Here is a 19,976-nt window from a genome sequence, read left to right as displayed (position 1 = left end):
TCACTCACTCCTATCATTGTTTAGCCGGTGCAGGACATCGGACCCGGGAAGGCGGCCAAGCTTGCGCAATGCCGGCAGGAACTTGTTGTGCCGCGTACCGGGATTGAGCAGCGCCGTGCCGACGCAGTATTTCGAGCATCGTTTGGTCGGGTGCTGGTGCAGCGCCCTGAGAATGCCATCGGCAACGCCGTTGCCATTGGCCGATTTCGTCTCGAGGATGAACAGGCTCTCATCGACCGCATGCCGTGCATCCGGCGTGTAGAACTGCAGGCCGCAATCGATGGTCATGCGCTCCCCGCCCTGCTTGGCGACCAGCGTCATGCGCCGGTAGCGCATGTCGATCACACGGGTCAGCGTGTGGGGAAAGGGCTGGCCGTACTGGGCCCGGTACACGTCGTCAATATAGGCGAGCGCGGTGTCGTCGAGCATGCCGAAGGTTTCCGGATCCCGGTTGAGCCGCTTCTTGACGGTGATGCCGCGCTTGTCCTTCAGCTTCACTTCGAGGAAGCAGAGGCCGGCCTCGGCGTAGCGGCGCAGCCGCACCTTGGCACGCTGGCGCCGGCCCTGGTGATGGTCGAAATAGCTGCGCCGACCGGCATCGTCGAAATAGCAGGTCTCATAGGTAAAGGCCCGCAGACCGTCGATTTCCAGCATATCGAAGGCGTCCGCCAGGGCGGCGGCGGCGTGTTTCAGCACGGTGGCGTCGACGACATATTTGTTGTCCAGCCGCTCAAGCATTGCCGCCTTGCCATTCAGCGCAGCCAGGCTGATCGGCTGGAAGCCGTGCTCCAGCCAGGTGTCAGTGTTTGCGATAATAGACATTGAGCTTCGCCATTTCGGTTATGTAGTCGAGTTGAAGGACCTGATAGGACAGCACGTCGACGCCAAGCCGCCGGGAGAGCTCCGCCCGCATGGCCGCCGGGTCCGCCAGAAGCGCATGGTGGATCTTGTCGAGCGAGATCTTCGTGCCGCTGACCGACTGGAGCATCTTCGGATGGTCGATGACATAGGCGCCGACCAGCACGAACAGCACGGTGACGGCCGCAAAGGGGATCGTCGTTCCCTGCACGGACGAAATGACCGCGATGGCGACGCTGCCGAAGAAATAGGTCATCTCGGTCTTGCTGAGCGGTTCGGAGCGCAGCGTGAAAAGCGCCAGGATCGCAAACAACCCGAAGCCGGCCGCAACGCCGAAATCGACGACGGAAAGCACGGTGAGGACCGCGAAGACGAAGATGTTGAAGAGCGCCGCCGCCGTGACGAGTTCCTTGTCGCGGTAGCGCCGGTAGTACATGCCGAACATCAGGATGGACATGCCGGCAAGATCGATGCCGAAACGCATGAATTCCATCACGAAGAAGGTCTGCAACATCTGGGGAGTCATCTCGACCTCCCCTGGCTGACGCCGCGAGCGGGCGCAAACGGCCCTGACGGCAAGCCCCAAGGGCATGCCGGTTGAATAGGGATCAACATGTTCCACCTCCTGAATTTTCCGCCGCGATGGCGGTGACCTCAGGAAGAACGGAGGCGGTCGAACTCTATTCCAGCATCGATGAAAAATTCTGAGCCGGGTAAAAAGGAACGGCCTTCCGTCAATGTGTCCCATGCTGCTTCAGACGGATACCCAGCCGGATCGAGACCGCCGCGATGACGAGGAAGGCCAGCATGATCAGGCCGAAGCTGGCGACAAGGCTCGTCGCCTGGGCAAGAAAGCCGAGCAGGGCCGGACCGAGCAGCAGGCCGCTATAACCCATGGTGGTAACGATGGAGATCGCCTTGCCGGCCGCGTCGCCCCCCACACTCCCCGCACGGGCGAACACGGCGGGCACCATGTTCGCGACCCCGAGACCGCAGAGGGCAAGGGCGGCAAGGCAGAGAACGAGGTTGTTCGCAAGCAGCAGAACGGCGACCGACAGGGCGCAAAGAAGGCCGCCGGCCCTGATCACGGCCACATGGCCCACGCGCCGGCTCACCGCGTCCCCGACGAGCCGCCCACCCGCCATGGCCGCGGCGAAGAGGGCGAAGGCATAGGCCCCGTGGCTGTCCGATGCGCCAAGGATGTCGATCATGTAGATCGCGGTCCAATCCATCATGCCACCTTCCGCCAGGAGCGCCAGGAAAGCGATGCTGCCGAGCAGCAGGATGAGGGTTCGCTGTCGAGCGTCGAGCACGGCAGCCCCGGCCGGGAAGGTTTCGGAACGGAGGCCTCGGGCTTCATGGCCGGGTTTCGCCGCCACCATCCGGGCGGACAGGGCGAGGAGCATGACGAGCACGCCGGAGGCCCCGAGGCAGATTTGCAGGTTGCCGCCATGGCTGATCAACTGCCCGACCAGAAATGCGCCCGCAAGATTGCCGATGCTGAATAGGGCATGGAACGACGACATCATGTGCCGCCCGGTTTCCCGCTCCGCCTGAGACGCTTCCGTGTTCATCGCCACGTCGAGTGTACCGAACGCCGCCCCGGCGAAAAAAACGACGGCGCCGAGAACGACCGGGCTGTCGATCAACGGTATGACGAGAAAGGAAGCACCGAACAACAGGCTGCCGCACAGGCTCAGCATCCGGCTGCCGATCACCCGGTCGATATAGCGGCCGATGTTGATCATCAGCACGATGGCGCCGAAAGCGAAGCACAGAAGGACCAGCCCGAGCTGCCCCTTGTCGAGCCCCACACCGGCTGCAAGCAGCGGAAGGCTGGATGCCCATGCGCCGATGCCGATCCCGGCCGAAAGGAAGAACAGGCTGCAATGCAGCCGGCTCGCCCCAGACGACGGTTTCACTGCAATTGGATCGTCCGGCATTTCAACAAAACCACCTGTGCGTCACCGCTGCGTCGAAGTGCTCAACCGCCCGCCGCGTTCTGCCGCACGCGGACTGCGGCCTCCGCGAGGCGCTCCGGTGCCAGCCGCCCGGTACGGGCGGCATGGGCGATACCATCACACAGCGCATCAAGATGCGGCCCGCCCCCCACGAGCAGCAGATCCGCGCCGGCGCTGACGGAGGCAACCGCGGTTTCGAGCAGGGACCGGCCGCGCATTGTGGCCGGGGCATCGAGATCGTCGCTGACGATCAGCCCATTGAAGCCGAAATCGTTCCGCAGCATCGCTATGACCGCCGGCGAGGTGCTGGCGGCGTTGTGTCTATCGAGCGTGGCAACGGGCGCAGGCCCCGTCATGATCGCCCGTGTTCCGGCATCGATGGCAGCCGTGAACGGCAGGGCGTTGTGAAGAAGGCGGTCGCGCGATGTCTGGAGTAGGACATCTACGAGGGCCGGGTCACCTTCCAGGTCGTTGAAGCCGGGGAAATGTTTCGTTACTGCGCCAATTCCGGCGCTCTGGACACCCGTCACGAAAGCCGACACCAGCCGGGCCACGGCCTGCGGATAGCTGCCCATCGTGCGGCCCTGCAACCAGGCATTCTGCCCGTCGATGACATCGGCGATCGGCGCCAGGAACAGCGAGACCCCGAGCGCGCGGGCAGCGGCGGCCGTTGCCCTGCAGCGTTCGACGAGTGCCGCGTCGCCAAGCGCATGCGCCTCGTCAAGCGAGGGAAGCAGCGGCACCAACCCCTGGAGCCGCTGGATGCCGCCCAGTTCCTGATCGACGGCGACAATCAAGTGGGAGGTTACGGCCCTCAGCCGCCCGACGGCGGCGCGGAAGGCCTCCGGCGTTTCGCTCGCCAGCCGCTCTGCCGACATGCGCCGTGCGACATATTCCGCCCGGGTCTCGCCGAGGAGAACGGAACAGCCGCCCTTTTCCAGGAAGGGCAGCATGACATCCATGACGTCGAGCGTATCGAAGGCGGGCAGAAGGATCGCCCGGGCGTCCTCATCCGGTGAAAAGCGCATCATGGTCTCCGTTGTCAGACTGTCTCGACATCAACGCCGGCCTCGCCGATGGCCTTGAGGATGGCGGTGTCTCTGCTGCTGGTGAAAAGCGCCGATACGGCCGAGATCGGCGCCACTTCGTAGGTCGCTGCCTGGCCGAGCTTGTCCGCCGTCGCGAGAAGCAGGGTCTTGTTCGCGGCCCGGATCATCGCAGATTTCAGATGGGCGTCCTCGAAATCGTCAGCGCGGAGCGTCAGGCCGTGATCGACGCCGCAGGTACCGAGAATACAGTAATCGACCCGCATCGCCCGGATCGCATCGATCGCACCGGCGCCGGTGGCGCTGCGCGTCAGCCGGCTCAGGCGACCGCCGAGCATGACCACCTCGGCAAGCGGGTGATCGAGCGCAGCGGCGGCGACGTCGACCGCCGTCGTGATGATGCGCAGGGAGAGCGCAGGGGAGAGCGAACGCACGAAACGGACGACGGTCGTGCTCGAATCCACCAGCAGAGTCGCACCCTCGGGGATCGTCGCAGCCGCGGCACGGCCGATCGACTGCTTTTCCTCCGCATGCAGCGTTTCACGCCGATGGAAATCGAGCGCCGGCGTCACCAGCCGCGCCGCACCACCATGGAAGCGCTGCACGAGCCCTGCGTCCGAAAGGTCGCGCAGGTCGCGGCGGATCGAATCTTCCGACACGCCGAACTCCTGTGCAAGCCCGGCTGCAAGGACCCGGCCTGCCGCATTGACCTTTTCGAGAATGACGGCTTGCCGTTCCTCCGGAGACAGTGCCGCGAGTTCCTTCCTGTCCGCGGTCATCCCGCTGTCTCCGCGCTGGGCGCGAGCAGGCCGAGCGCCGCCAGGCGGGCTTCCAGCGCCTCGGCCGTGCTGAAATGTTCGGTATGAAAGCCGAGCGCCGCCGCCGCGGCAATGTTCGCCGGATTATCGTCGATGAAGATGCATTGCTCGGCGCGAACACCCGCCCGCTCCAGATAGCGCTCGAAGATGGGCGCATGCGGCTTTATCAACTTTTCCCGCCCGGAAACGATGAGCACGTCGAAAAGCCCCAGGAAGGGAAAGATCGCCTGCGCCCGCGGAAAGGTCTCCGCCGACCAGTTCGAAATCGCGTGCACGGGAACGCCATCCGCTTTCAGCCGCCCCAGAATGCCGGCGGTGCCCGGCACCTCGCCACCCAGCATCTCGTGCCAGCGCAGCCAGTAGGCCTCGATCAGGTCGGCCTGCTCGGGGTGACGCTGCACGAGCTCGGCTACGCCCTCGGCAAACGGCCGACCCGCATCGAACGCCTCGTTCCATGCCGGAGTGCAGACATCCGTCAGGAAGGTGGAAACAGCCGCGTCGTCCGGCAGGAGCTGGCGATAAAGATAAGCTGGATTCCAGTCGATCAACACGCCGCCGATATCGAAGACCACAACACTAGGATTCATTCTGTTTGCCTTTTTGTGCATTTATTGATTCCAACAATGCATGAACATGCACATTTATGCAACAAGAAGCACCACCTATTGACGCAGAAAATCGACCGCGCGTTCGCCAATCATGATGCAGACGGAATTCGGATTGCCGGAAATCAGCGTCGGCATGACCGAGGCATCGGCAACGCGCAGCCGCTCGATACCGTGCACGCGCAGCTTCGGGTCGACCACGGCCCGGTCGTCCACGCCCATTCGGCATGTTCCGGCAGGGTGCAGGGCGGCATGCGCGTCCTTCACACAGAAGGCGCGGATCTCCTCGCGGGTTTTCAGGGACGGCACCGGCGTATGCCGCGCGGTCACGAATTTCGAAATAGCCGGCTGCGCCATGATGTCGAGGGCCGCCATCGTACCGTCGGTAATGGCCTCAAGATCATAGGGATCGGAGAAATAGCGCGGCGCCACGCGCGGATTTGCCGCCGGATCCGCGCTCACAAGCGTGACCTCCCCGCGCGACCGCGGCCGGATCTGCCCCAGATTGACCGTGCAGCCATTGCCGCCGGGTACCGCATCGACGCCCTCCTCGATACCGGCACCGACCACCATGAAATACTGGATATCCGGCGTCGCCTCGTTCCTGTCTCCCCACCAGAACGCCCCGCCCTCGATGAGGTTGGACGCGGCGGGACCGTTGCGGAAGAGCGCATAGTTCAGTCCGGCAAGGGCCTTCCACTGCAGCTTCTTGTACTTGTCGTAGCTGTGCGGGCCATTCAGCTGATAGACCAGCGAAATCTCGATATGGTCCTGCAGATTCTGGCCGACGCCCGGCAGGTCGGCATGGACCTCAATGCCGTGCCGCACGATCTCATTCGCCGGGCCGATACCTGACAGCATCAGCAGCTTCGGCGTCGCGATCGCCCCGGTGGAAACAACCACTTCCTGATCCGCACGATAGACGACCTTGCGCTTGCCCCTGGTGCATTCCACGCCGACCGTCCTGCCCTTCTCGATGAGGATGCGGGTGACCATGGTCCCCGTCTCGATGCGCAGATTGGCGCGCTTGCGGGCCGGGTTGAGATAGGCAACGGCGGCCGAGCTGCGCCGACCGTCCCGCGCGGTGATCTGGTAGAGCCCACAACCTGTGGGATCGCCGGAATTGAAATCCGGGTTATAGGGCAACCCCGCCTGCTGGCAGGCTTGCAGCCAGGCGCGGGTCAGCGGATGAATGTAGTCGATGTCAGACACGCCGAGGGGTCCGCCGACGCCGTGCGCCTCGTTGCAGAAACGGTTGTTGTCCTCCGCGCGCTTGAAGAACGGCAGGACATCGGCGTATCCCCAGCCCTCCGCGCCAAGGTCCGCCCAATGGTTATAGTCGCCGGGCACGCCGCGGATGTAGATCATCGCGTTGACCGAACTGCCGCCGCCCAGCACCCGGGCCTGCACCATGGTCGGCGTTTCCGTACGCTCTTGTTCCGCCATCGGCTCCCAGGGAATGCGCTTCAGGAGGTCGCCCTGCGCGGTCTTGTAGTAGGCGCCGGGGATGTGGATATAGGGGCTCAAATCGCGCGGCCCCTCCTCGATGAGGAGAACGCGCACGGTAGGGTCCTCCGAAAGGCGCGCGGCGACGACGCAGCCGGTCGAGCCTCCGCCGACGACGATATAGTCGAAGGTGTCGACCTCTGCCGGATGCCGTGGGGAAATGCCGTAACGCGCCGAACCGCTATTGCGAATGCTCATGCCTTCCCTCGCGAAATGGCGACGCCGGCCTTGATGGCGAGCGCGGCGATGGTGAGCGCCGGGTTGACGGCGGCCGATGTCGGCAGCACGGAGGCGTCGGTGATGTAGAGGTTTTCGACGTCGTGGCTGCGGCAGTTGAGGTCGACGACCGAGGTTTTCGGGTCGTCGCCGAGGCGCGCGGTGCCGCATTGGTGCGATGTCGTCTTGCGGCCGAAGGTGTGCGTGAGGACGATGGGGAAACCCGCCTTGCGCATGACGGCGCGGGTTTTCCTGATCAACGCCTCATGCGCCCGCATGTTCGACCGTATCCAGTGCATGACGATCCGGTCGTCGCGCACCATCACCCGGCTTTCCGGATTGGGAAGGTCTTCGCTCGTCAGGAACCAGCCATAGGCGTAGCGCGCCATGAGCCCCGCGAACCAGCCGGGCGCCGGAAACGGCAGATTGGCTTTCAGGATATTTCCGGTGATGTGGCCGAGGAGCTGCACGTTGCCGAGCGGGAAACCCGTCTCGTTGTCCGCGTTGTAGAAATCGTTGAAGGCGATGGTCTTCTGGTAGACGCAGCTATTGGCGGCGAAAGGATCGAAGGTCAGCATCGCCGTCGTGTTGTGGTTCATGAAATTGCGGCCGAGCTGGTCCGAACTGTTGCCGAGACCGGTCGGATGCGCCTTGCTGGCCGAGCGAAGAAGCAGCGCCGCAGACTGAACCGCGCCCGCCGCCACCGCGAAGCGATCGGCCGCAATCCGGTGTTCGACGCCATCTTTCTGGTAGACGGCGGCAACGACCCTGCGCCCCGCGTCATCCGTCTCGAGGCGCGTGACGCTGGCCCCGGTGACGAGGCTGACGTTCGGATGGGCGAGCGCGCTGGCGAGCGGGCCGACCTCCGCATCGATCTTGCCCGTTCCCGTGTTCGGGAAGGCGTCCCAGCCCGTCTTCGCCCGCTTCAGCCAGGCGTCGATATCGATCGACAACGGCAAAGACGCCGGATGCACACCCGCCTTCTCCAGCCGGCGGCGAACGGCGGCCATCGCCGGCTCGTCGGGAACCGGCGGATAGCTGTAAGGCTTTTCGTGCGGCGGCTCCGTCGGATCGCCGATGGCGGAACCGCGCACGCGAAAAACCTGCTCGGCGACGTCATACCAGGGAGAAAGCGCGTCATAAGAGAGCGGCCAGCCGGGCGATGCGCCGTCCATATGGCGACGCGGCGAAAAATCCTCGCGGCGATAGCGATACATGACCGCACCGAAGAATTTCGAATTGCCGCCGACATAATAGTAGTTACCGGGCAGGAAACTCTCGCCGTCCGTGCCCAGCCATTCCTCGGAAGAGCGATAAAAGCCTTTCTGGAAGATGGCGACGTCGTCGCGCGCCTCGGGACTGTCCTTCAGATGCGCACCCCGTTCGAGGATGACGATACTGAGGCCCGATGGCGCAAGGCTGTGCGCCAGGGAGGCTCCGCCGATGCCGGAGCCGATGATGACGATGTCTGCCGTCTCGGTCATGAAAGGTCTTTCAGTCGATGCGCGTTTCGGTTTCCGCGTCGAAGAGCACGATCTTCGACGTATCGACGGCGAGCGCCGCCTCGCGGCCCGCATGGGCCTGCCGCGGCGGAAGACGGGCCGTGACCTCGACGCCGCCGAGCTGGAAGACGGCGAGCGTGTCCGGTCCCGTCGGCTCAACAACGTCGAAATCGACCGTCAACGACGGCGCAACACCATTTGCGGCGATGGAGAAGTTCTCCGGGCGAATGCCCGCCAGCACCTTCTTGCCCGCGTAGCGACGAAGCGCCTCCGCGGACAGGGCAACGCCGCCGACACGCGCCGCCGGGCGCCGCGTGACGTCGATCACCGCCGTCGCCGTGTCGCCGTCGACCTCAAGCGTGGCGGGCACGATGTTCATCGCCGGCGAACCGACAAAGCGCGCGACATAGACGTTCGCCGGCCGGTCGTAGACGGCCTGCGGCTCGTCGAGCTGCTGCACCACGCCGTCCTTCATGACGGCGACGCGCGTCGCAAGCGTCATCGCCTCGATCTGGTCATGCGTGACATAGACGATGGTCGTGCCGAGCCGGGCGTGCAGACGCTTGATCTCGGTGCGCATGTCGACGCGCAATTTCGCGTCGAGGTTCGACAGCGGTTCGTCGAACAGGAAAAGCTTCGGTTCCCGCACGATGGCCCGTCCCATGGCGACGCGCTGGCGCTGGCCGCCGGAGAGCTGCGAGGGTTTCCGGTCGAGGAGATGGGTGATCTGCAAGAGATCCGACGCCGTCTTCACGGCCTTGTCGCGATCAGAGACCGAGATCCGGCGGATTTTCATGCCGAACTCGATGTTCTGCCGCACGGTCATCGTCGGATAGAGCGCGTAGGACTGGAACACCATGGCGATGTCGCGGTCCTTCGGCGAGAGATCGTTGACGGTCTTTCCGGCGATGCGGATCTCGCCGCCGGTGATCGTTTCCAAACCGGCGATCATGTTGAGGAGCGTGGACTTGCCGCAGCCGGAGGGGCCGAGCAGCACGAGGAAGTCGCCGGTTCCGATGGAGATCGACACCTCCTTCAGAACTTCGAGATGGCCATAGGCCTTGCGGACGCAATCGATTTCGAGAGTGGACATGGCTTCAGCCTTTCACGGCGCCGGCCGTCAGCCCGCGGACGAAGTAGCGGCCCGCGACGATGTAGACGACCAGGGTTGGGATGGCGGCGATCATGGCGGCGGCCATGTCGACATTGTACTGCTTGCGGCCGGTGGTCACGTTGACGATGTTGTTGAGCGCCACAGTGACGGGGCTGCTGGAACCCGACGTGAAGGAGACGCCGAAGAGGAAATCGTTCCAGATCTGCGTGAACTGCCAGATGCAGGAGACGACGATGATCGGGATCGAGGTCGGCAGGATGACGCTCCAGAAGATGCGGAAGAAACCCGCCCCGTCGACCATCGCCGCCTTGGTCAGCTCATCCGGCAGCGACACGAAGTAATTGCGGAAGAACAGCGTCGTGAAACAGATGCCATAGGAGGCATGCACGGCGACGAGACCGGGAATGGAGCCGGCGAGGCCCAGAAGGCCGAGCGTGCGGGCCATGGGGATAAGGATCGCCTGGTAGGGCAGGAAGCAGCCGAACAGCAGGAGGCCGAAGACGAAGTTCGCGCCGGGAAACTTCCATTTCGTGAGGATGTAGCCATTGATCGCGCCGATACCGGTCGAGAGCGCCACCGCCGGGATCACCATCAGCAGCGAGTTGACGAAATAGGGTTTGAGGCCCGTACATTCGGTGCCGATGCAGGCCTCGGACCACGCCGCGCGCCAGGCTTCGAGCGTGATCGCCTTCGGCATGCCGATGAACGAGCCGCTGTAGATCTCGTCGAGCGGCTTCAGGGACGTCACGACCATGACCCAGAGGGGCATGAGGTAGACGAGCGCGACGACGATAAGGCAGCCATAGACGACGAGGCGGCCGAGCCGCGCCTTGCCGGATTGGGAAAGGGCTTCAGCCATTGTTCTCACCCCGCAGTTCCGAATAGAGGTAGGGGACGATGATCGCGGCGACGGTCATCAGCATCATCACGGCACTCGCCGCACCGACGCCCATCTGGTTGCGGCGGAACGTGGCCGAGAACATGAAGGTCGACGGCAATTCGGTCGCCGTGCCAGGCCCACCGTTCGTCAGCGCAAGCACCAGGTCGAAGCTCTTGATGGCGATGTAGCTGAGGAGCACGATGACGCTCAGCATGGCCGGGCGCAGCATGGGGATGATGATCTGGCGGTAGATCAGCGGCAGCGAGGCCCCTTCGATCTGCGCGGCCTTGATGACGGAATTGTCGATGCCGCGCAGGCCGGCGAGGAAGATCGCCATGGCGAACCCCGAGGATTGCCAGACGCCGGCGACGACGACGGTGTAGATCGCCATGTCAGGATTGGTGATCCAGTCGAAGCGGAAGTCGGTCCAGCCGAGATCGTTGACGACCTTCTGGATGCCGAGGCCCGGATTCATGATCCATTTCCAGGCGGTCCCCGTGACGATGAAGGAGAGCGCCATCGGATAGAGATAGATCGCGCGGAGCGCCCCTTCGGCCCGGATGTTCTGGTCGAGAAAAATCGCCATCAGCAGCCCGAGGCCCGTCGAGAGCGCCAGGAACAGGGCGGAAAAGATGAAAAGGTTGGCGACGGCAGTGTGCCAGCGCGGCGTCGCCCAGAGGCGCACATATTGTTCGAGACCGACGAAATCGTAGGTCGGCACGAATTTCGACGAGGTCACGGAAATTACGCCGGTCCAGAGAATGAACAGGTAGACCGTGACGATGACGACGAGCAGGCTGGGAGCGACGACGAGGCGCGGTAGCCAGCCTGCCAATCGCGAGGACATGCGCGTAGAGGCGCTCATAGGTCAGCTCCGATAGCGGGTCTTGCGGAGGAGCCGACGGGTGCGGCTCCTCCTTGTGGCGATTGGATTACCGGGCGTTGTCGATGCCGGAGACCAGCATCTTCACCGCATCTTCGGAGCTCATCTTGCCGACGAAGAACTGAGCGGCGACGTCGCTGAAGACCGAAGCGAACTCGGGCTTGGCGGCAAAACCGTGCGTCATCGCGCCCTGCATGCTGCCCTTCTCGATCGCTGCCGCGCGTTCCTGGTAGCCGAGCTTGGCGCAGTCGTCGAAGTCGTCGACCGAGACGTCGTTGCGCGCCGGGATGGAGCCCTTGATGAGGTTGAAGCCCTTCTGGACCTTCGGGTCCATGATGGTCTCGGCGAGCGCGACCTGCGCGTTCTGCACGTTCTCGTCCTTCACGGTGAACATGCCGAAGCTGTCGATAAGGTACTGGAACGACGTCACCTGACCCGGCGTCGCGAAGCAGTAGAAGTCCTGGTTGGGCTTCAGGCCCTTGGCGAGGAATTCGCCCTTCGCCCAGTCGCCCATGAACTGCATGGCGGCCTTGCCATCGATGACCATGCCTGTCGCCACAGCCCAGTCGCGGCCGACGAAATTGTCGTCGACAAGGCCGCGAACGTCGCGCAGCGCGTCGAACACCTTGACCATTTCAGCACTGCCGAGCGCTTCCGGATCGAGGTCGATCGCGGTCTTCTGGTAGAATTCCGGCCCGTTGACGTCGGACAGCAGCGCATCGAAGATGATGCCGATCTGCCAGGGCTCGTCGCCCATCGCGACGGGAACGATACCCTTTTCCTTCAGCGTCTTGCCGGTCTCGATCAGTTCGGCCCAGCTCTTCGGCACCGAAACGCCGGCGTCGTCGAAGATTTTCTTGTTGGCCCAGACCCAGTTCTGGCGGTGCATGTTGATCGGTGCGGCGATGAAGGCCTCGCCCGAGGTCACGAAGGGCAGAAGCTGCGGGGCGAGCGCCTCACGCCAGCCGCCGGTCTTGGCGAGATCGTTCAGATCGCGCACCACACCCTGTTCGGCCCATTGCACGCCTTCCCAGCCGAGGAACTGCATGGCGCCTGGCGGATCGCCCGCGGTAAGACGGGCACGGAGCGCCTGCTGCGCGTTCGCGCCGCTCATGCCGCCGACCGCCGAATCCTTCCACTGGAAGCCCTTGGCCTCAAGTTCCTTGCGAATGACGTTGAGCGCGTCGACTTCGCTCTGCGAAACCCAATGGTGCAGAACTTCGATCTGGCCTTCCGCCCGGGCGGCTATGGGCATCAGCATGGTCGCCGCAAGCGCTGTGGCGATGAATTTGGACATGGTTTCATCCTCTCTGGTTGGGTTTTTGATCGCGGCCCCTGGCGGGCTCTTGTGCGCGGTTGTCAGTTGGGCTCGACCGGCATGGCGTAACCGACATTCCTGCCGCCGTAGCGGCGGACGCGGATGTTGGCCTGCTCGGCGTGGCCGGAAAAACCTTCCATCAGGCAGAGCCGCGAACCGTAGGCGCCTATCATCGCCGAGGCCTCGTCGGTCAGGACCTTCTGGTAGGTGCAGGTTTTCAGGAACTTTCCGACCCAGAGGCCGCCCGTATAGCGGGCCGCCCTGTTGGTCGGCAGCGTGTGGTTCGTGCCGATCACCTTGTCGCCGAAAGCGACATTGGTGCGGGCGCCAAGGAACAGCGCGCCGTAATTCGTCATGTTGTCGAGGAAGTAGTCCGGGTCGCGCGTCATGACCTGGACGTGCTCGGAAGCGACGCGATCGCCTTCCGCCAGCATCTCCTCGAGCGTATCGCACAGGATGATCTCGCCGTAATCCGCCCAGGCCTTGCCGGCGACGGCCGCCGTCGGCAGGATTTTCAGGAGGCGATCGATCTCGGCGAGCGTGTCGCGCGCCAGCTTTTCCGAGTTCGTGATGAGGACGGCCGGCGAATTGACGCCGTGCTCCGCCTGGCCGAGCAGGTCCGTCGCCACCAGTTCGCCGTCGACGCTGTCGTCGGCGATGACGAGCGTCTCCGTCGGGCCGGCGAAGAGATCGATGCCGACGCGGCCGAAGAGCAGGCGCTTGGCTTCCGCGACATAGGCATTGCCGGGGCCGGCGAGCATGTCGACGGGCTCGATCGTCTCGGTGCCATAGGCCATGGCGGCGATCGCCTGCACGCCGCCGAGGCAATAGATCTCATCCGCGCCGGCAAGCGCCTGTGCCGCGACGATCTTCTCGGCGATCTTGCCCTGGAACGGCGGCGCGCAGGTGATGACACGCTGGCAGCCGGCAACGCGCGCCGTCAGCACCGTCATATGGGCGGAGGCGAGCAGCGGGTATTTGCCGCCCGGCACATAGCAGCCGACATTCTGGATCGGCACGTTCTTGTGGCCGAGGATCACGCCCGGCAGGGTCTCGACCTCGATATCCCGCAGCGCCGCCTTCTGCGCCTCGGCGAAACGGCGGATCTGCTCCTGCGCGAAGTCGAGGTCGGCACGCTCCTGCGCCGTCAGCGCATCGATGCAATCCGCGATTTCCTGCTTCGACAGGCGGTAGGTGTCGCGATCGAACGTGTCGAACTGAACGGAGAGTTCGCGAACCGCCTTGTCGCCTCCGCTCCTGACCTTTTCGAGAAGCGTCTCGACCGCCCTGGTGACCGCACTGTCGGCGCCGCCCTCTTCGATGGTGGCCGTGGCTGTTTTGATGTGCCGGATCATGACAAAGTCTCTTCGTTCACGGTCGCTGCGAGCGCCGCGTCATCAATGGGCTTGGGAGGAGATGGGGAGGCGAGTGCCTCCCCTGCCGTCAGGTCAGAGGTGCTGTTCGCGGGCGCGCATGTCCGCGTAGGCCGCCTGTTCCTTCTCGTAATAGGCCGGCGACGGGAAATCCCACCAGCCGGTGGCGAACGGGCCGGCGGCGTCCCGCGAGACGATCACTTCGACGAGAGCCGGGCCGCCGCAGTCGAGCGCCGCCTTCAGGCTGCTTTCGAGATCCTCGTTCTTCTCGACCTTCCAGGCCTGGAGACCGAAGGCCTTGGCGGAGGCCGCAATGTCGGCCGAATAGGGCGCACCGTTGCCGGCATGATGGTTGAATTCGGAGGCGACGTGGCGCCCCATGAACTTGCGCTGTCCGCCGCGGATCGACATGTAGCCCTGGTTGTTGAGAACGAGGAACACGACGTTGATGCCGTTCATGACGGCCGTGCCCATTTCCGGCAGCGACATCATGAAATCGCCGTCGCCGACGATGGCGACGACCTGCCGGTCCGGGCAGGCGAGCTTGGCGCCCATCGCCGCCGGCACCGCCCAGCCCATCGGCGAATAGGAGCCGGAGGTCAGGTGCGTGCGCGGTTCGTAGACCGGGAAGCTCTGCTTGACCGAGCCTTGTGTGTTTCCCGAGCCGACCACCACAATGCCGCTGCGATCCAGAACCTTGCGGAGCGCCATCAGCGGACGCTGCGAGGTGAAGGGCGTCTCGCGGCTGTTTTCGCGCGGCGCAACCAGGGCGCGCCAGTCGGCTTTGGCCTTCTGCACATCGGCGAGGAAGTTTTCGCGGCGCGCCAGCATCTTCTGTGATTCCGCGTCCGAGATGAGCGACAGGATCGCCTCCAGCGTCACCTTGGCATCGGCGACGATGCCGACCTCGGTTTCGTAGTTCTTGCCGATCTCGCGCGGGTCGAGGTCGATATGGATGAGCTTGGCCGAGGGGATCGAGAAGGAGACGCCCTTGGCGTAGGACGAGGCCGACCAGTCGGTGAAGCGGCAACCGACCGAGACGACGACGTCGGCGGAGGCGGTGATCTGGTTGCCGCAGGTGGTGCCCGTCTGGCCGACCGCGCCGATGAACAATTCGTGGTCTTCCGAAATCGCGCCCTTGCCGTTCCAAGTGATGGAGACGGCCGCGCCGAGCTTTTCGGCAAGGCGCGTCAGTTCGGCCGAAGCGTTCGCGGTGATCGCGCCGCCGCCGGCGACGATGACCGGGCGCTCGGCGGCAAGAAGAACCTTCAGCGCCGCTTCGATAGCCTTGGGGTCCGGATAGGCGACGCCGACCGGCAGACGCTTGCCGAGCGGATGGATGGTGACATCCGCCGCCTCGACCTGAACGTCCATCGGGACCTCGACATGAACCGGACCCGGGCGGCCTGTCAGAAGTTCGCTGAAGGCACGGTGCATGATGCTTGGGAGGACTTGCACCGAATTGGCCTGCCAGGCGCGCTTCGTCACCTGCTCGGTGATGCGCGGGAAGGCATTGTCCTGCTGGCGCTCCAGCTCCTGCATGGTGCCGTGGCCGTGCATGTAGGTCTGGGGCGAGCCGGAGACGTAGAAGAGCGAGGTGGAATCGCAATAGGCGGTGGCAAGGCCGATGATCGTGTTGGCCGCGCCCGGACCGACCGAGGTGGAGCAGGCCATCGGCTTGCCGGAGGCGCGATAGTAGCCATCGGCCATATGAACGGCGCTCTGCTCGTGCATCACCTGGATGAACGGGATTTCCGAGCCTTCCTGCAGGAACGCGTCGAACAGCGACCAGATGCCATGGCCCGGCACGCCCGCCACATATTCGACGCCGTATTCCTTCAACGCTTTCGCGACGACTTGGCCACCTGTCAGTTTCATGTGATCGACCCTCTGAAATCTCGTTATCTTGGGGCAGGAAGCATTGCCTTCCAGCGATAGGCTTATTCTTCAGCGGAGCAGTGCATCACTGCAAGTTCGCAGCCATCGAAACACTGACGCGAGATGACGCAGTTTAAAAGCAGGTCTGCGTCATAGTTTTCGCTCCCGCCCACCGCGCCGCCGCAGGTCCGGCCAATTTGGGGCAGCTCGCGCACGCCTCGATTGGGAAAGGTGGATAGGCCTGGAGAAAACCATCCTTCGCGAAGTGAAGCAGGTGTCGCATCATCACGCGAATAAATTAATTCCGGCGCGCACTTTTTTCACGATACGCGCTATGGCTTTCTCAGGACACGGACAGACAAAAGAGGCATCGCCGTGCAGAACCTGAGCAGAGATCTGGCTTTCGCAGACGACTTCATTTCGGCAAAGCTGGTTGAGAGCGTGATCGACTATGACGTGGCGGACGCCGTCGTGGTCAATATCAGCCCCTCCCCGATGGTGACGGGCGACGAGCACCCCGCCATCGTGCCGGCGTGGAAATCGACCTGGCTGAAGGGCGGCCGCATCCGCAAGGCGGAGCGGGCGGCGATCATCAAGGTCGTCAACCCGACCAATCTCGGCGGCTGCATGTTCCGCGGCTGGGACTGGCTGGGCAACCGCATCCGCAGCTTTCCGCGCGACACGCCGCTCTATATTTCGGCACAGGACGAGATCGGCACCGTCACGCTCGACCCGCGCGTCTTCACCAATGAACGCGCGGCAGCCGAAGCGTCGCAGACCTTCACACTGAAGCTCAATCTCTGGTGGTCGCCGGGCGATACGGACTGCTTCATCCACAACGAACACCCGTTCCTCGAAACACACACGCAGATCCATGGATCGGGCCGCATGCAGAAATTCAAGGCGCGCGACGCGGCAACGCTCTACGAGGACGTGGTGATGCCGATCGGCTATTCGCACGATCCCTTCTGCCGTGTGACCGGCGAAAAGCAGTGGACCTATCCCTGGCACCGCTACTATGCGGACAGCGACAGCGTCTGGCTCGCCGTCGAACTGCACCCCTAGCGGGGCCGCCTCAGCTCATCTGGATCATGTCGGAGCCATCGCCAAGATACTGCAACGCCTCGCGCGGAATGCTCGGGTCGTTGCGGTCCAGCACCGTCAGCTCCTTGAGATGCTCGCGGCGCAGGAGGCCTGGCCCTCGGTAATGCAGCGCGACCTTCGTGGAATAGGGCTGGCGGAAGACGGTCGCTGCGATGCCGCTGGAAATGCCGAACATGAAGCGCTTGGCGTTGCGCTTGACCTGCGCATAGACGCCGAAGGTCATCTCATTCGACTGGATACCCTCGAAATCCGCCGTGAAGAGGCGGTCGGCGACGGGGAAGCAGAAACCGTAATATTTGAAGACATATTCCGTCTTCTTGGGGTCATCGAAGCTCGGGAAGCGCTCGACATAGTAGTGCTGGAGGAATTCCCTGTTGCGGTAGATGCAGAAAGCCGACCGCAGCACGAAACCCTTGTAGATCGAGGAAAACTGGTAGCGGTCGTAGATCCCGACGATGTCGTTGTGATCGGCATTGTTCTCGACGATCATACCCGACACGAAGCGCGAGAATTCCGGCAGCTGGCGGGCCGTCGCCATCGCATGGAAGAAATTCCCCTCCACCAGCGTGCGGAATTCCTCCGGGTCGGCAAAGAGCATGGGAACGCTGAGGCCGAAATAGTTCGCGATGATCCTGAGATTGGCGGGCGACGGCACATGGGCGCCCGACAGGTACTTGTTGAACTGCTGCCGGTTGACATTGATCTTGCGGCAGACAGCCGCAACCGAGCCGTGCTGCTCGCACAGCGTCCTGAGGTTCGCTGCCAATGCGGCCCCGTCTCTTCCCAGCTGATCCATTGTCACCCCCGCGCCTTATCCGACGCATTGTGACGCTAGTTCTACTTCATATCGCTAAAGACATCAATTGCCTGCGCAATTGCCGCGCCAGAGCCGGACGGTCAATCTGTGGAGCATAAAAGGGGAGGATCCGTGGTGCAGTCCAGCGGAGCGGTCGGGTGGTCCGTCATGGGGACCGGAACCATAACAACGGAGCACATGGTTGCGGCGATCCGGTCGGCCGGGCAGGAGCCACTGTGGGTCGTCAGCCGGAACCGGGAATATGCGGCACATTTCTCGCAGGACATGCAGATCCCCGGCATCTCCCTTGAGGCGCGGCGGGCACTGCGGGATCCGCGAGTCGGCTTCGCCTATGTCAGCGCCGTTCGCGACCGGCGCAGGCACTACATCCTGGCTGCGGCGGCGCAGCGCAAACACGTTCTGTGCGACGGTCCGATCGCCGGTAGCAGCCGTCTTGCCGCAAGCCTTGTCGAGACATGCCGGGCGGCGGGCATAACGCTGGCCATCCACCAGCCCTTCCGCACCCTTTCGCCCCACCAGACCATGCGCCGGCTGCTGCTGGAAGGAGAGATCGGGACGCTACAGTCGCTCCTCATCGCGCGCGGCGCCCCCTTTCAACCGCCACCCAACCGCCATGTGGACGAGACAGTGGACCGTGCCAATGCGCTTTTCGGGGCGTCGATCGACAGCATCGACCTTGCGCGTTTCCTCACCGGCCAGGAGCCTGTCGCCGTCTCGGCCCTTTCAGCCTCGCCGACGCATGGCGATACCGACCAGCAGTCCTATGCGGCCGGCCTGTCCGGCGGGGCCGTGCTTCAATCCTACGAGAGTTTCACCACCGCGGAATTCGAAAGCATCGTCATGCTCGCCGGCGATCGCGGCACGCTGATCGCCCATGGCACGCTGAGCGGAAAAGGAGCGGGCACCCTGATCCGGCGGCTGAACGGGCGGAACGAACTCATCCCGGTACGCGAGCGCGACCCGCATGTCACGACGATCGAAACCTTCCTGGCCCTGCCGCACACGCCGGCAACATGGATGGCGCTCGGCGAGGACAACGTCATCGCACTGCGCGCCGCGGAAGCCATCCGCGCAGCCCGAAACAAGCGGCCCGTTTCCGTCGGATCCGCAGACACAAAGACGAGCACAGGAGGCTCGCATCCATGATCCGGACAGAAAACCAGCTCATCTATCATTCCATGGCCTCCCGGCCGAACACGCTGGCGATCGACATCGCAATCGCGCGCGAGCTGGGCTTCGACGGCCTCGAAACCTCCGGCCCGAAGATCGCCGCCTTCCTCGATGCCGGTTTCTCCACATCCGAACTGACGGCGCGACTCGGCGGCCTCACCCTCCCCGGCATCGGCTTCCTGATCGACCTCGAGCGGCAGGGTGACGCCCGGCGTCAGATGTTGCGAGAGGCCGAAGATCTCTGTGCCCTTGCATCGGCAGCCGGGGCGAAAGGGATAGAGGCCATTACCGGCCCGCTGGACATCCGGGTTTTCGAGGCGGGCGCTGCAGAGCGCTATCCCGCCCTCTACCGTGGCCTCATCGACCTACCGACAGATTCCCAGCTGGATCTCACCGCTGCCAATCTCCGGGCCGTCGCAGATATCGCCGCATCGCATGGTCTACTCGTCTATCTCGAAGCGCTATCCTGGACCCCGCTCAACACGATGGATGCCCAGATGCAGGTGCTCGAACGCTGCGACCGGGACAATGTGCGTCTCGTCATTGACTTCTGGCACGCCTATACCAGCGGTGACACGCCGGAACGGATCGCCCGGCTCGACAAGGCGCAGATCTATGGTGTGCACCTCTGCGATTCCCTGCACTATGCCGGTGGCATACCGAACGAGCCCATCCTCCGCGACGTGCCGACCGGAAAGGGCGTGCTCGACCTCCAAAGCTGGGTCGATGCCGTCAAGGCGACCGGCTATACCGGCTGGTGGAGCTGCGAACTCTTCTGCAGGCGCCAGCACCAGGACGACAGCTTCGCCGTGGCGAGAGACCTCAAGGCCCTCATGGAGCGCCTGATCCTGCGGTGACGCCCTTTTCAGCGTGGCGGCAGCCCGCTGGAAAGACGGAGGCCGGTTGCAAAGTCGATCAGCGCAGAGA

General features: G+C 63.8%; 18 protein-coding genes. 3 read left to right on the top strand and 15 right to left on the bottom strand.

Annotated features, from left to right (window positions below):
• From K0P03_RS31500 to K0P03_RS31435, 14 genes are all read right to left on the bottom strand, one after another.
• Nucleotides 1–822, bottom strand: coding sequence for a polyphosphate polymerase domain-containing protein (locus K0P03_RS31500; RefSeq protein WP_272791699.1), 822 nt, complete (start codon nucleotides 820–822; stop codon nucleotides 1–3).
• Entirely contained in the window at nucleotides 800–1,384 is a 585-nt protein-coding gene (locus tag K0P03_RS31495; RefSeq protein WP_023513651.1) for a DUF4956 domain-containing protein, read from the bottom strand. The genes K0P03_RS31500 and K0P03_RS31495 overlap by 23 nt, the downstream gene beginning before the upstream one ends.
• Before the next feature lie 208 nt (nucleotides 1,385–1,592).
• Nucleotides 1,593–2,801: an MFS transporter gene (locus tag K0P03_RS31490; protein ID WP_272791698.1), complete on the bottom strand. Its 1,209-nt coding sequence runs from the start codon at nucleotides 2,799–2,801 to the stop codon at nucleotides 1,593–1,595.
• A gap of 41 nt (nucleotides 2,802–2,842) precedes the next feature.
• The gene (locus K0P03_RS31485; RefSeq protein ID WP_245290340.1) at nucleotides 2,843–3,850 is read right to left on the bottom strand and encodes a glycoside hydrolase family 3 N-terminal domain-containing protein; all 1,008 of its coding nucleotides are present in this window, start codon (nucleotides 3,848–3,850) and stop codon (nucleotides 2,843–2,845) included.
• Nucleotides 3,851–3,861: 11 nt separating this feature from the next.
• The gene (locus K0P03_RS31480) at nucleotides 3,862–4,644 is read right to left on the bottom strand and encodes a DeoR/GlpR family DNA-binding transcription regulator (RefSeq protein ID WP_023516826.1); all 783 of its coding nucleotides are present in this window, start codon (nucleotides 4,642–4,644) and stop codon (nucleotides 3,862–3,864) included.
• A complete protein-coding gene (locus K0P03_RS31475) occupies nucleotides 4,641–5,291 on the bottom strand; it encodes an HAD family hydrolase (protein WP_024270087.1) in 651 nt (216 codons plus the stop codon). The genes K0P03_RS31480 and K0P03_RS31475 overlap by 4 nt, the downstream gene beginning before the upstream one ends.
• 54 nt (nucleotides 5,292–5,345) lie before the next feature.
• The gene (locus K0P03_RS31470; protein ID WP_272791696.1) at nucleotides 5,346–6,992 is read right to left on the bottom strand and encodes a GMC family oxidoreductase; all 1,647 of its coding nucleotides are present in this window, start codon (nucleotides 6,990–6,992) and stop codon (nucleotides 5,346–5,348) included.
• Complete coding sequence (locus tag K0P03_RS31465; RefSeq protein WP_272791695.1) at nucleotides 6,989–8,494, bottom strand: FAD-dependent oxidoreductase; 1,506 nt, start codon at nucleotides 8,492–8,494, stop codon at nucleotides 6,989–6,991. Before K0P03_RS31465 ends, K0P03_RS31470 begins: the two co-directional genes overlap by 4 nt.
• A 10-nt stretch (nucleotides 8,495–8,504) precedes the next feature.
• The gene (locus tag K0P03_RS31460) at nucleotides 8,505–9,605 is read right to left on the bottom strand and encodes an ABC transporter ATP-binding protein (RefSeq protein WP_272791694.1); all 1,101 of its coding nucleotides are present in this window, start codon (nucleotides 9,603–9,605) and stop codon (nucleotides 8,505–8,507) included.
• A gap of 4 nt (nucleotides 9,606–9,609) precedes the next feature.
• Nucleotides 9,610–10,485 carry a carbohydrate ABC transporter permease gene (locus K0P03_RS31455; RefSeq protein ID WP_130518525.1) on the bottom strand — a complete coding sequence of 292 codons (876 nt, stop codon included), beginning with the start codon at nucleotides 10,483–10,485 and terminating at the stop codon, nucleotides 9,610–9,612.
• Nucleotides 10,478–11,371: a carbohydrate ABC transporter permease gene (locus tag K0P03_RS31450; RefSeq protein ID WP_130518523.1), complete on the bottom strand. Its 894-nt coding sequence runs from the start codon at nucleotides 11,369–11,371 to the stop codon at nucleotides 10,478–10,480. The genes K0P03_RS31455 and K0P03_RS31450 overlap by 8 nt, the downstream gene beginning before the upstream one ends.
• 67 nt (nucleotides 11,372–11,438) lie before the next feature.
• Nucleotides 11,439–12,686, bottom strand: coding sequence for an ABC transporter substrate-binding protein (locus tag K0P03_RS31445; protein ID WP_272791693.1), 1,248 nt, complete (start codon nucleotides 12,684–12,686; stop codon nucleotides 11,439–11,441).
• A gap of 62 nt (nucleotides 12,687–12,748) precedes the next feature.
• Nucleotides 12,749–14,062 (bottom strand): histidinol dehydrogenase, encoded by a 1,314-nt coding sequence (gene hisD, locus K0P03_RS31440; RefSeq protein WP_272791692.1) that lies wholly within the window; start codon nucleotides 14,060–14,062, stop codon nucleotides 12,749–12,751.
• Between the two features lie 93 nt (nucleotides 14,063–14,155).
• Complete coding sequence (locus tag K0P03_RS31435; RefSeq protein ID WP_272791691.1) at nucleotides 14,156–15,958, bottom strand: thiamine pyrophosphate-binding protein; 1,803 nt, start codon at nucleotides 15,956–15,958, stop codon at nucleotides 14,156–14,158.
• A gap of 375 nt (nucleotides 15,959–16,333) precedes the next feature.
• Between K0P03_RS31435 and K0P03_RS31430 the strand changes: the two genes are divergently transcribed.
• Complete coding sequence (locus K0P03_RS31430) at nucleotides 16,334–17,023, top strand: hypothetical protein (RefSeq protein WP_088016546.1); 690 nt, start codon at nucleotides 16,334–16,336, stop codon at nucleotides 17,021–17,023.
• 10 nt (nucleotides 17,024–17,033) lie between these two features.
• Here K0P03_RS31430 and K0P03_RS31425 read toward each other — a convergent pair whose 3' ends face one another.
• The gene (locus tag K0P03_RS31425) at nucleotides 17,034–17,858 is read right to left on the bottom strand and encodes a helix-turn-helix domain-containing protein (RefSeq protein ID WP_023512842.1); all 825 of its coding nucleotides are present in this window, start codon (nucleotides 17,856–17,858) and stop codon (nucleotides 17,034–17,036) included.
• A 168-nt stretch (nucleotides 17,859–18,026) separates the two neighbouring features.
• On the opposite strand from K0P03_RS31425, the gene K0P03_RS31420 reads away from it, so the two are divergent.
• Both K0P03_RS31420 and K0P03_RS31415 read left to right on the top strand, forming a co-directional pair.
• On the top strand, nucleotides 18,027–19,025 hold the full coding sequence (locus tag K0P03_RS31420; protein ID WP_272791690.1) for a Gfo/Idh/MocA family protein: 999 nt from the start codon (nucleotides 18,027–18,029) through the stop codon (nucleotides 19,023–19,025).
• On the top strand, nucleotides 19,022–19,906 hold the full coding sequence (locus K0P03_RS31415; protein ID WP_050745248.1) for a sugar phosphate isomerase/epimerase family protein: 885 nt from the start codon (nucleotides 19,022–19,024) through the stop codon (nucleotides 19,904–19,906). The genes K0P03_RS31420 and K0P03_RS31415 overlap by 4 nt, the downstream gene beginning before the upstream one ends.
• Nucleotides 19,907–19,976 lie beyond the last annotated feature (70 nt).

The sequence above is a fragment of the Shinella sp. HY16 genome, from assembly GCF_028534175.1.
Lineage (GTDB): Bacteria > Pseudomonadota > Alphaproteobacteria > Rhizobiales > Rhizobiaceae > Shinella.
This window is presented reverse-complemented; position numbering and strand designations above follow the sequence as displayed.